Genomic DNA, 13,470 nt, shown 5'->3' on the forward strand with positions numbered 1-13,470 from the left:
TGGGCTGTAATTGTGTATGAAATTAAAAAACCAAATTATTGACCAAAAACAATAAAACTATTTTAGAACTGCGTATCTAGTTTGATGTAATCAAGAAACTCTCTTTTAGTCTGAGCCTCTTTGAACTTTCCTCCGAATTCAGAAGTTACAGTACTGCTTTCGATATCTTTAATTCCTCTTGAGTTTACGCATAAGTGTTTTGCATCGATAACGCAGGCAACATCTTCGGTTCCTAGAGCTTTTTGAAGTTCTTGTACAATCTGCATGGTTAAACGCTCTTGAACTTGAGGTCTTTTAGCATAATATTCTACAATGCGGTTCATTTTTGACAAACCAATAACTCTTCCGCTTGAAATGTAAGCCACATGAGCACGGCCGATAATTGGCAATAAGTGATGCTCGCAGGTAGAATAAACCGTAATGTTTTTCTCTACAAGCATTTCGCCGTATTTATAATTGTTGTCGAATGTAGAAGCTTTAGGCTGTTTTGCAGGATTAAGTCCGCCAAAAATTTCTTTTACAAACATTTTTGCAACTCGGTTTGGAGTGCCTTTTATGCTGTCGTCTGTCAAATCCATTCCGAGTGTCTGGAGAATGTTTTCAACATCTTTTTTAATTTTTTCTATTTTTTCTTCATCAGTAATATCAAAAGCATCTGCTCTAAGCGGGTTTTTTGCATTACTGCTGAAGTGATTATCTCCTATTTCGTCTAAAAAATCTTCGTTATTTATCATTAAAAACTACTATTAGTATGTGTATTCCTTTTTTAAGGCGGTAAAGATAATTAATAAATAGGAAACCTTTTCTATCGTTTTTACTATTTAATTAATGCTTTTTGGATATTATGCAATTTAGTCTTACCGCAGTTTGTTAAAAGCACAAAAGACAATAACATTTTTGTTATTGTCTTTTGATATAAGTTTGGCTTTGAGGCTTATTTTTTTGTATAAACTTTTAAAGCTTCTTTCAAGATGTTTACAGCTGTGATTAAGTCTTTTTTGTTTAAAACATAAGCAATACGCACCTGATTCAATCCCATTCCAGGTGTTGAATAAAAGCCTTTTGCTGGTGCAATCATAACGGTTTCGCCATTTAGATTATAGCTTTCCAAAAGCCATTGTGCAAAATCATCAGAATCAGCTATTGGCAGCTGGGCAATGCAATAAAAAGCGCCCTTTGGTTTGGTAACAATAACGCCTTCGATTTTGTTTAATTCAGAAATCAAAGTATCGCGTCGTTCTTTGTACTCACCAATAACTTCGTCAAAATAATTTTGCGGTGTGTCAATTGCAGCTTCGCAAGCGATTTGCTCGATCGTAGGCGGACTTAAACGCGCCTGAGCAAATTTCATTACTGTAGCAAGAACCTCTTTATTTTTAGTAACTAGACATCCAATTCGTGCACCACACATGCTGTAACGCTTAGAAACAGAATCGACCATGATTACGTTTTGTTGTACATCTTCTAAATTCATTACAGAAAAATGCACCTCGTCTCCATCGTATAAAAATTCGCGATAAACTTCGTCAGCAATTAAATATAAATCGTGTTTTTTAATTAAATGAGCTAACTGTTTAATTTCTGTTTCAGAGTATAAATACCCAGTCGGATTTCCAGGATTGCAAATCAGAATGGCTTTTGTTTTTGGTGTAATGAGTTTTTCCACTTCTTCAATGCTTGGCAATGCAAAAGCAGTTTCGATAGTAGAAACTAACGGAACAACAGTGGCACTTGTTGAAGAGGCAAACGCGTGATAATTAGCATAAAAAGGTTCAGGGATAATAATTTCATCTCCCGGATCCGTAATTGTGGCCAGTGCAAAAAGTAAGGCTTCAGAACCACCAGTAGTTACAATGATGTCTTCTGTGTTAACGTTTACGTTTTGGCGCTGGTAAAAATGAGCTAATTTTTTTCTATAGCTTTCATATCCGGCAGACGGACTGTATTCTATAATACTCAAATCAATATTTTTTACCGCCTCGATGGCCACTTCCGGGGTTTTGATATCCGGTTGACCAATGTTTAGATGATACACCTTGTGACCTTTTTGCTTTGCTAAATCTGCAAAAGGAGCCAGCTTACGTATCGGAGATTCGGGCATGTTTTTTCCCTTGTGTGAAATTGTAGGCATGAGTATAAATTATTGAAGTGCAAATTTGCGCTTTTTTTTCGAAATTAACGTAAACAATATGAGTACTTACGAAAATGTAACAATTATAGATATATTTACTAATTTTATAATAAAATATTGCCAATGAAAAAATATATAGGATTGTTTTTTGGGTTATTGCTGCCTTTTTTTATTTCTGCACAAGGTGATTTTTCGATTCAAGGCAAGACCAGCAAAGTGGTGATACCATTTAAAATGATCAATAATCTTGTTTTTATTCCGATAAAAGTAAACGGAGTTGAGCTTAATTTTTTGCTGGATTCTGGAGTCGAGGAGACCATTCTTTTTAGTATGGAAGAAAAAAAGGAGGTTAGCTTTAACAACGTAGAAAAGATAAAACTTCGCGGACTTGGGAGTGAAGAAGAGGTTGAAGGGCTAAAATCTGCCAATAACGTTCTGGAAACGCACGGATTGAGTTCGAGCGGGCATTTGGTTTATATAATTCTGGATCAGAGTTTTAATTTATCATCGCATATCGGAATTCCGGTCAACGGAATTATTGGCTATAAATTCTTTAAAAATAACATAGTCGAGATTAATTACCATAAAAAGAAGGTGATAGTTTATGGAAGTAAAAGTAAAATAAAGCAGAAACTCGAGAAAAAATTCAAGACAATTCCGATTACAATCGAAAGAGCTAAGCCTTACATTCAAACAAATGCAGTAGTTGATTCTGTCCCTATGACGGCAAAACTTCTTGTAGATATAGGAAATAGTGATGCTTTCTGGATTTTTGAGAACAACAAAATAAAGCTTCCTAAAAAGAATTTTCCTGATTTTTTGGGAAAAGGTTTCAGCGGCGACATTGAAGGACATCGCGCCAAAATCGAAAAATTTTCTATTGACGGATTTGAATTTAAAAGACCCATAGTTTCGTTTCCCGATTCTTCATCAATCAAGAATGTAAAAATGGTTCCTGACCGCATTGGTTCTGTCGGAGGAGAAATTTTTAAGAGATTTACTTTGGTTTTAGATTATCAAGATAAAAAGTTATACCTACGCAAAAACAGCAGATACAATGAGCCTTTTACTTATAATAAAAGTGGTATCACAATACAGCACAATGGTTTGCAGTGGGTTCAGGAAACGGTTCATATGGAGACGGTTCAAGTTGCAAACTCTTTTAGTGATGTAAGTTATGATGGGAAAAAAGACGATAATTTTAAATATAAATTTGCTTTAAAGCCTGTTTATGAAATTGTTAACATCAGAAAGTTCTCTGCCGCTGCAAAATGTGGCCTACAAGCGGGCGATATTATTGTAAGTATTAATCACGAAAGACCTTATAAGTATTCTTTGCAACAAATTAATCAAATGTTAAAATCAGAAGATGATGTGTGGATTACATTAGAAGTAGAACGAAACAGTTTGATTTTAAAATTCAGATTTAAACTACAAGATGAACTTTAAAGTGCTGTTTTAAAATGTGTTGAATATTTTTAGTAATTGTTTAATTTTTATTAATATTTTTCACTTTCTTTTGAAATTTGTGCAAAAATGAGTGTTAAATTGTATTTTTTGCTAAACATGGACTAAATTTTATTATGTTTATCAAAAAAATACCACTTTATGACAGAAAACTACAATAAATTCTTACGATTATTTTTATTTTTTGTTTTTTTTTCAATTTTTTCCTCTACTCTTCATTCACAGTGTGCAGGTACGGATGCTACTTTAACTGTTTGCGATATTCCTAATGCAAGCAGTAGGACAATCGACTTGTTTTCTCTTTTGGGCGGAACAGCAACGCCAGGAGGAACTTGGACAGATGATAACGAATCTGGAGGTCTGAACTTAAATACAGGAATTTTAAATGCACAACTTATAAGACAAAGCAGCGTTTATACCTATACATACACAGCTCCTTCTAATAATGGCTGTGCCGATAATACAGCAGTCGTTACAGTAACTATTGGTGGATATTCGGGTGTTACTTCACCAAATGTATCAGTCTGTAGTTCTGTGGGATTTTTTAATCTTTTTCAGGCTTTTAATGGTGTAGATGTTAGTCCGCAATCAAATGGGCAATGGCATAATGACACTACAAATCAGTACGTTAATTCTTCTATCAATGTGACCAATATGGAGGGGAATTTTCAGTTTACCTATACAATGCCTGCAATTGGTACCTGTCCCGCAATGTCTTCTACGGCCTTTATAAGTGTGTTCAGAGCGCCTGAATCTGGAACTCCTGCTCACTTAGATTTATGTGCCAGTGACGGCTTATCGGCTTATACAGATTTAGATTTGTTTAGCAGGATTTCGGGTTATGATTTGGGCGGTACGTGGAGAGATAATTCAGCAACGGGCGAATTGACCTTCAACGGCGATCATAATATTAATATCGAAAGAATATATAATACACGCGGAGAAGGAAATTATGGTTTTTCGTATAGAGTGCCTTCCAACAATCCGATTTGCCCTGATGATATAACCACAGTACGAATCAGATTGGAGACAAAACTAGATTTTACAGATGCAGTTGCTGTCGTTAACTCTGATATTTGCGAAGATGAAATTTCGACAGCAAGTTATTCTGTGATGATTACAAAAGGTCCAGCGCCTATACCAAACGGCACCTATTATGTTTATTTTACGGTATCGGGACCAAATGGAGGTTCTGAGAGAGTAACAGCCAATTTTACAAACGGCATTCTGATATTTCCTATAAGTTCTGATTATTTTAAAGACGTTGGTATTTTTAATGTCAATATCACAAATATTGTTTCAGTAAACAGCATATTGGCTTGTCGGAATATCATCAACAATCTTTCTGACGATTTGATTGTTTATCCGCTTCCAGATTTAACAGACGCGGTTCTAGATACGCCAGTAATCTGTCAAAATCAAGATGCAGTGATAAACATGAGTAATGCTTTAAATCTTGCAGATGGTGTCTATGATATAGTTTACAACATTTCGGGAGCAAACGCTGCTACTGCGCAAGTTACACGTATTACAGTAGTTGGCGGAAAAGCTGTTTTTACGGTACCTGAAGTTTTAAATGCAAAAAGCGGCACATCGGTCATAAGGATTACGAGAATTACTAATGTTGTCTCGCAATGTACTAACACTGCAAATGTAAGGGGTGAAATTCAGATTAATCCGTTGCCTAATTTTTCGACACTGAGGCTTCAGATTCAGAATGTTTGCTTTGGCGAATCTGTTACTGCAGCGATTTCAGGTTTTGGAAATTTGACAGATGTTACAATATCTTATACCATTAGCGGAAGCAATACTTCAGGAATAGAAACCGTTACTTTAACTCCAGTAAACGGCAGCGCCAATTTTGTTGTTCCTTCGGTTTTGCTGCCCAATTCAGGAACTTCAACCTTGAATATAACTAATCTGAAAAATAACAGTACAAATTGTGATACAGCTGTTGTAGGCGTATCAGATTCTTTTGTTTTAAATCAAATTCCGGCAGCTCCATCAGTAAACAATCAGACTTTTTGTAAAGCAGATGATTCTACTGTGGCAGATTTGCAACCGCATGGAAATCAATATAAATGGTACAATTCTCCATCCTTGACGACGCCTCTTGTGGACAGTTATATTTTGAAATCTGAAAATTATTATGTGACCGTGACTTCTGCTGCAGGCTGTGTTTCTCCTCCGTCAATGATTACGGTTACGATAACCGATGTTCCTGCGCCAGAACTCAAACAAGATGGTGGAAATTTCTGCGGACTCGATAATCCGACAATTTTGGATTTGTCTAACAATACCAATTCGCCGATGACAGTTGTTTGGTATGATGCTCCAACGGGCGGAAATCTGCTGTCTTCGTCAACTATTTTAATTGATAAAAATACATATTACGGTTTTGATTTTTCTCCAACAGACAATTGTTTCTCAGATGAGAATTTAGCGGTTACAGTTTCCTTAAAAGATTGTGATGCACCGCAATATCCGTTTTTTATTCCTGATGGATTTTCTCCAAACGGAGACGGTATAAATGATTCGTTTGTAATTAAGGATATCGAATTTCTATATCCGAATTATACGTTGGAAATTTTTAACCGATACGGACTCGGAATGTATAAAGGAGATAAAAATAAACCGGCATGGGACGGGATGAATTACGAAAGGAGCGGTATTGCGGGCGGAGTTGCTCCAAACGGAGTTTATTTCTATGTGCTCCATTTTAATAAAGACAACAAACCGCCGATACAAGGCCGTCTTTATTTAAATCGATAATTCTTTTTTAACAAAACTTCCAAATGAAAAAAATTATACTCCTTATAAATTTCCTTTTTTGTCTCTCAGTGACCGCGCAACAAGACCCGGAATACACACATTATATGTACAATATGAGTGTAGTAAATCCGGCCTATGCTACAGGAGTTCCAGCAATGATGAATTTTGGAGCACTCTACAGAACGCAGTGGGTTGGGGCAGTAGGAGCTCCTAAAACGTTTACTTTTTTTGGACACAGTGCCTTGACGGATAAAGTTGAAGTCGGATTGTCTTTTATTTCTGATGATATTGGAGATGGAGCTAAAAAAGAAAATAATGTGTATGCAGATTTTGCCTATGTTTTGAAATTAGGCGGACAGAATAAACTTTCACTCGGACTTAAAGCTGGGTTTTCATCAATGCAGACCAATTTTAACGGATTCCGTTTTACAGATCCGCAGACCGATTTTGCTTTCTCCGAAAATATAAATGCCACAAAACCAAACATTGGTGTCGGAGCCTATTATTTTAGGGATAATTTATATGTTGGATTATCGGTTCCGAATTTATTAAAATCAAAATATATTGAAGAAAAATCAGGAATTAATGCTTTTGGTGCAGAAGAAATACATACTTTTTTAACGGCAGGTTATGTTTTCCAGATGAATGATATGCTGAAGCTGAAACCTGCATTTATGACCAAAATAGTAAAAGGAGCTCCGATTACTTTTGATTTTACAGCCAATGTTTTATACAACGAAAAGTTTGAATTTGGAGCAGCATACCGAATCGGTGATTCTGTGAGCGCTTTGTTCAATTTTAATATCACACCTACGCTTCGGGCGGGCTATGCTTACGATTATACGCTCACAAATTTTGGGCAGTTCAATTCGGGAACGCACGAAATTATGCTATTGTTTGATCTTGACTTATTAGGAAAAGGATTTGATAAATCGCCTAGATTCTTTTAAAATGAAAAATATGAAAAAACTCATCGTTATTATATTCGTATTTTCTATACAGTTTATAAATGCTCAAGATCAGGAATCAATCAGAGCGAAGAAATTCTTTGAGAGAACGTATTACAGTGAAGCGATTATTCTATATCAGAAATTGGCAGACGAAAAACCTTCGCAGGAAGTCATAAAAAATCTGGCAGATTCATATTATTATACCAACGATTTGGTAAAAGCGCAGCGGTATTACCGTCTTTTGATCAATAGTTATAGTAATGGCCTCGACAGGGAATATTATTTTAGATATGCACAGACTTTAAAGGCGACTAATAGTTATGAGGATGCCAATAAGATGCTGAAAGAATATTTTTCTAAATCGGCTAATCCGGAAGATATTTCCAATTTCGAAAAAGACATCAAAACTTTAGAAAATGTAACAGCAATCGGGAAGCGTTTCGAAATTAAAAATCTTCCTATCAATACGCCAAACTCAGAATTTGGCGCTGTTAAATACAAAGACAATTTAGTTTTTGCAGGGGTAAAACTAAAACCAGGATGGTTCGATAAAAAGTATAAATGGGACAATAATACCTATTTGAATCTGGTTTCAATTCCGATAAAAAACATATTTTCTTCAGACTCAATTGTGCATTATTTTGCAAAAGAGCTAAAGACCGGAATGCACGAATCAAATGCTGTTTTTACAAAAGACGGCAAAACAATGTATTTTACAAGAAACAATTCTAAAAACGGAAAGAAAAAGAAAGACGATAAGAAAATTTCGAATCTACAGATTTTTAAAGCCGAATTAGTAGACGGAAAATGGACGAATATTACTTCACTTCCGTTTAACAGTCCAAACTATTCTGTTGAACATCCAGCTTTGAGCGCCGATGAGAAAGTATTGTATTTTGCTTCTGATATGCCGGGATCATTGGGGTCTTTTGATATTTATTCTGTCAATATAAACAAAGGGGCATTTGATACGCCAAAAAATCTCGGACCCGAAATCAATACGAGCAAACGCGAGCAATTTCCTTTTGCATCAGCAGATCATAAACTTTATTTTTCTTCAGATGGACATTTAGGATACGGTTTATTGGATGTTTTTGTTTCTGATATTAATGGAAATGAATATTCTAAACCGGTAAATATCGGTCTGCCATTAAATTCAAATTTGGACGATTTTGCCTTTAACATTGATTCAGAAACCAAAGAAGGTTATTTTGCTTCTAACAGGGAAGGCGGAAAAGGAAGCGACGATATTTATCAGTTTAAAGAAATCAAAGATTTGATTGTCGAAGACTGCAAACAATTTATCGCTGGAATTATTACAGATGTTGACACTAAGCTTCCTCTCGAAAATGCAACGGTAATCCTGCAGGATTCTGATAAAAAAACCTTGTACACATTTACAACTCCGCTTGACGGAAAATTTAATTTTACTATTGCTTGCGAGGCTTCGTATAAAGTTTCTGCCTTTAAAGAAAAATATACCAACGAGTCTAAGATGATTACGGCAGATAAAACCAGAAATGCCATAAATGACGGTTCGCTGGCATTGAAATCTCTTGAAAAAATCAAGTTGGAAGAAAAAGAAAATGTAGAAAAGAAAAGAAAACAAGAGCTTATTCTGGAAGAAGAAAATAAGAAAAAAGAAATTTTGGCGGGTATTGAATTGAAAGAGAAAGAGAAAAAAGCCAAACAGGCAGAAATCGTTGCAGCCGAAATTAAAAAGAACGAAAAAGTAAAACAGATTTTAGAGCAGGAAAAAGATGTTGTTAAAGACAAAGACCGCCTGATTATCAAAACAGATCCAATTTACTTTGATTATAATTTATGGTACATTCGAAAAGAATCGAAAGTGGTTTTGGGAAGAGTGGTTGAATTAATGAATAAATATCCTGGAATGGTAATCGAGATTGGTTCGCATACAGACTCGCGAGGAAATGAAAAGTTCAATGAAAATTTATCTCAGAAAAGAGCCAATTCTACTCGAGAATTTATCATTCAGTCCGGAATTGATCCTAAAAGGGTAAGCGCAAAAGGCTACGGAGAATCGGTGCCGATTGTGAAATGTAAAACGGATGAATCTTGTACAGAAGAGGAACATGAGTTGAACAGAAGATCAGAATTTGTAATTAAGAATCTATAGAAATTTTCCTGTAAACCCGTCAGATTAATCTTGACGGGTTTACTTTTTATTTTAGGTTAATATTTTATAAAAAAACTTTCTGATGGTTTCTTTTTTATTAATTTTATAGCATAACCATTGAAATTTACATTATGAAAAATCTAACCTTATCTTGTCTGCTTTTGGTCTGCATCGGATTCCAAAGCTGTAAAAATGATGAAAAACAAAAAGCGGAAGAAGCTGCAAAAGCGGAAGGAGAAACTGTAGTGAGCACTGCTTGTTACAAAGCAATTTATGAAAAAGATACAATAGATTTAAAATTGAACACGTTGAAAAACGGGAAATTAAACGGAGATATGATAATGAAGGTTGCTCCTGTAACAGTGAGAACTGGAGAAGTTGCTGGAGAATTTCATGGTGATACCTTGTTTATAGACTATACTTTTAAAGAAGCAGCAAGTCAGGGCAAAACGTTTAAAAATCCGATGGCATTGTTAAAACGCGACAATCAGCTTATTTTAGGAAACGGAACGATGCAGACTACAATGGGCGTTACGTATTTAGTAAAAGATAAGCCAATTGATTTCGAACGTGTTAAATATAAATTTGACACCGTTGAATGCGCTGATAAAAAATAAAACACAGATTTTACAATAGTAAATCACTCCATAAAAAAGCCGTTTCTGAATAAGAAACGGCTTTTTGTTATTTTGATTTTTAATTCTTTTATAAAACCTCGCCTTTAATTTTAAGGGCTATACGTCCGTCAGGATAATTGACAGCATTGGTTTCAACCGTAATTGTTTTACGAATCGGACCACTTGCCATGTTGTATTTTACGTCAATTTTCCCTTTTTTACCTGGCTGAATTGCTGCTGCAGGTTTGGTAACAACGATTGAACTTAAAGTTGATTCTGCTCCAGTAATTAACAGTGGTGCATCGCCTGTGTTTGTAAACTCAAAGGAACGAACTCCGTTATCTGTCTTAGAAATTTTTCCATAATCAATTGTATTGTCTGGGGCAGCAAATTCAATTTTTGCGCCATTTTGTGCGTAACCTATTGCACTAAACAATACGATAGCAATAAAAGAGGCAACATTTTTCATTTTGAAATTGTTTTTTAGTTGTAAGTAAATATACATTCTTTTAATTAACACACAAATTATTAATTCGTTTTTTATAGTGTACTTAATTATTTACTTTTGCTGTTAATTATAATTACAAAAATTGAACCAAAGTTTTAGTTTATTTGTTTAACTGATTAATCGTTTCATTGATTTATTCCAATAACGATTAAGCAAATAACAAATTGACGATTAAACGAATTAACGATTAAAACAACCTATTTAAATGACAATTCCAGCACAATTTGACGCTAAGACGATTGAGAACAAATGGTATGATTACTGGATGAAAAACAACTATTTTCATTCAGAACCAGATCATAGAACGCCGTACACCATTGTAATCCCGCCACCAAACGTCACTGGAGTCCTTCACATGGGACATATGTTGAACAATACGATTCAGGATGTTTTAATTCGTAGAGCGCGTCTTAAAGGATTAAACGCTTGTTGGGTTCCGGGGACTGATCACGCGTCTATTGCTACTGAAGCAAAAGTAGTAGCGAAGTTAAAAGCAGAAGGAATCAATAAAAACGACTTGACCCGCGAAGAATTCCTAAAACATGCTTGGGAATGGACAGACAAATACGGCGGAACAATCTTAGAACAGCTTAAGAAATTAGGAGCTTCTTGCGATTGGGAACGCACTAAATTTACAATGGATCCAGATATGTCTGCATCTGTAATTCGTTCTTTTGTTGATTTATACAACAAAGGATTAATTTACAGAGGTTACCGAATGGTAAACTGGGATCCAGAAGCAAAAACAACTCTTTCTGACGAAGAAGTAATTTACGAGGAACAACAAGGAAAATTATTTTTCTTAAAATATAAAATCGAAGGCTCAGAAGATTTCTTGACAATTGCAACAACACGTCCTGAGACTATCTTCGGAGATACTGCTATCTGTATCAATCCAAACGATGAGCGTTTTACACATTTAAAAGGTAAAAAAGCCATTGTTCCAATCTGCGGTAGAGTTATTCCAATTATCGAAGATGAATATGTAGATGTAGAATTCGGTACAGGATGTTTGAAAGTAACGCCTGCACACGATATGAACGATAAAACGTTAGGAGAAAAACACAATCTTGAAATCGTTGATATTTTTAATGAAGATGCGACTTTAAACAGTTTCGGATTGCATTATCAAGGAAAAGATCGTTTTGTAGTTCGTACTGAAATTGCAAAAGAGTTGGAAGAAACTGGCGCTTTAGCAAAAACAGAAATTCACTTGAATAAAGTTGGAACTTCTGAAAGAACAAAAGCCGTAATCGAACCAAGATTATCAGACCAATGGTTCCTAAAAATGGAAGAATTGGTAAAACCAGCAATTAAATCGGTTTTAGAAACAGGAGACATTAAATTACACCCAAAACGTTTCGAAAACACCTATGCTCATTGGTTGAACAACATTCGCGATTGGAATATTTCTCGTCAGTTATGGTGGGGACACAGAATTCCGGCATATTATTATGGTGATGGAAAAGAAGATTTTGTAGTTGCAGAAAACATCGAGGAGGCGTTAAAATTAGCACAGGAGAAAACTTCAAACTTGAAACTTGAAACAAAAGATTTAAAACAAGATGTTGATGCCTTAGATACTTGGTTCTCTGCGTGGTTATGGCCGATGTCTGTTTTTGGTGGGATAATGGATCCAGAAAGTCCAGATTTTAAATACTATTATCCAACAAATGACTTGGTAACAGGTCCGGATATTTTATTCTTCTGGGTGGCGAGAATGATTATTGCAGGTTATGAATATGCAGGTGAAAAACCATTTACAAATGTATATTTAACTGGTTTAGTTCGTGATAAACAACGCCGTAAAATGTCTAAATCATTAGGAAACTCTCCTGATCCTTTAGATTTGATTGAAAAATTCAGCGCCGATGGAGTTCGTGTAGGATTGCTTTTAAGCGCTTCTGCAGGAAACGATATTATGTTTGATGAAGAATTATGCAGTCAAGGAAAAGCGTTTTCTAACAAAATATGGAATGCTTTCAAATTGATTAAAGGATGGGAAGTTTCAGAAACAATTCCACAACCAGAATCATCAAAAGTAGCAATTGAATGGTACGAAGCGAAATTACAGCAGACCTTACTTGATATTGAAGATAATTTTGAGAAATACAGAATTTCAGATTCATTAATGGCGATTTATAAATTGGTTTGGGATGATTTCTGTTCTTGGTTCTTAGAAATGATCAAACCGGCTTACCAACAGCCAATTGACAGCGTAACTTTCGCGAAAGCGATTGAAATGTTAGAAAATAACTTGAAGTTATTACATCCATTTATGCCTTTCTTGACGGAAGAAATTTGGCAGTTAATCGCTGAAAGAACGCCAGAAGAAGCTTTAATCGTTTCGACTTGGCCAGAAGTAAAACCTTTTGATGCTAAATTAATTGCTGACTTCGAAAATTCAATTGAAGTAATTTCTGGAATTAGAACAATTAGAAAAGATAAAAACATTCCGTTTAAAGATGTCATCGAATTAAAAGGAATCAACAGCGAAAATGTTTCCACTTATTTTGATTCAATTATAACGAAATTAGGAAACGTTTCTACTTTCGAATATGTTTCTGAAAAAGTAGATGGCGCATTGTCTTTCCGTGTAAAATCAAATGAATATTTCATTCCGATTACAGGAAATATAGATGTTGAAGCTGAAATCGCAAAACTGACAGAAGAATTGAATTACACAAAAGGATTCCTGAAATCTGTAGAAGCAAAACTTTCTAACGAGAAATTCGTAAACGGAGCTCCAGAGAAAGTCCTTAATTTAGAAAAACAAAAACAAGCCGATGCGTTAGCCAAAATTGCTACAATTGAGCAGAGTTTGGCTGGTTTGAAATAAGAATCAGATTCTTTTTAAATATAAAAGCTGTCCGTTTTGGACAGCT

At 35.1% G+C, this 13,470-nt stretch carries 9 protein-coding genes; 6 read left to right on the forward strand and 3 right to left on the reverse strand.

The annotated features are described in order from the left end of the window. Positions 1-62: 62 nt before the first annotated feature. The gene (gene folE / locus ACFFLS_RS06855; protein ID WP_379685790.1) at positions 63-734 is read right to left on the reverse strand and encodes a GTP cyclohydrolase I FolE; all 672 of its coding nucleotides are present in this window, start codon (positions 732-734) and stop codon (positions 63-65) included. Positions 735-934: 200 nt separating this feature from the next. Continuing rightward, positions 935-2,131 carry a pyridoxal phosphate-dependent aminotransferase gene (locus tag ACFFLS_RS06860; RefSeq protein ID WP_379685791.1) on the reverse strand — a complete coding sequence of 399 codons (1,197 nt, stop codon included), beginning with the start codon at positions 2,129-2,131 and terminating at the stop codon, positions 935-937. Positions 2,132-2,254: 123 nt separating this feature from the next. On the opposite strand from ACFFLS_RS06860, the gene ACFFLS_RS06865 reads away from it, so the two are divergent. From ACFFLS_RS06865 to ACFFLS_RS06885, 5 genes are all read left to right on the forward strand, one after another. Next, complete coding sequence (locus ACFFLS_RS06865; RefSeq protein WP_379685792.1) at positions 2,255-3,580, forward strand: PDZ domain-containing protein; 1,326 nt, start codon at positions 2,255-2,257, stop codon at positions 3,578-3,580. A 159-nt stretch (positions 3,581-3,739) separates the two neighbouring features. Then, positions 3,740-6,370: a T9SS type B sorting domain-containing protein gene (locus ACFFLS_RS06870; RefSeq protein WP_379685793.1), complete on the forward strand. Its 2,631-nt coding sequence runs from the start codon at positions 3,740-3,742 to the stop codon at positions 6,368-6,370. A 23-nt stretch (positions 6,371-6,393) separates the two neighbouring features. Beyond that, the gene (locus ACFFLS_RS06875; protein WP_379685794.1) at positions 6,394-7,320 is read left to right on the forward strand and encodes a PorP/SprF family type IX secretion system membrane protein; all 927 of its coding nucleotides are present in this window, start codon (positions 6,394-6,396) and stop codon (positions 7,318-7,320) included. 10 nt (positions 7,321-7,330) lie between these two features. After that, positions 7,331-9,460, forward strand: a complete 2,130-nt coding sequence (locus ACFFLS_RS06880) for an OmpA family protein (protein ID WP_379685795.1) — start codon at positions 7,331-7,333, stop codon at positions 9,458-9,460. Between the two features lie 131 nt (positions 9,461-9,591). Beyond that, a complete protein-coding gene (locus tag ACFFLS_RS06885; protein ID WP_379685796.1) occupies positions 9,592-10,077 on the forward strand; it encodes a hypothetical protein in 486 nt (161 codons plus the stop codon). 88 nt (positions 10,078-10,165) lie between these two features. Here ACFFLS_RS06885 and ACFFLS_RS06890 read toward each other — a convergent pair whose 3' ends face one another. After that, positions 10,166-10,546 carry a DUF1573 domain-containing protein gene (locus ACFFLS_RS06890; RefSeq protein WP_379685797.1) on the reverse strand — a complete coding sequence of 127 codons (381 nt, stop codon included), beginning with the start codon at positions 10,544-10,546 and terminating at the stop codon, positions 10,166-10,168. 244 nt (positions 10,547-10,790) lie between these two features. Between ACFFLS_RS06890 and ACFFLS_RS06895 the strand changes: the two genes are divergently transcribed. Beyond that, positions 10,791-13,424 carry a valine--tRNA ligase gene (locus ACFFLS_RS06895; protein WP_379685798.1) on the forward strand — a complete coding sequence of 878 codons (2,634 nt, stop codon included), beginning with the start codon at positions 10,791-10,793 and terminating at the stop codon, positions 13,422-13,424. The last annotated feature ends 46 nt before the right edge of the window (positions 13,425-13,470 follow it).

The sequence above is a fragment of the Flavobacterium procerum genome, assembly GCF_042431625.1.
In the GTDB taxonomy this organism is placed as follows: Bacteria; Bacteroidota; Bacteroidia; order Flavobacteriales; family Flavobacteriaceae; genus Flavobacterium; species Flavobacterium procerum.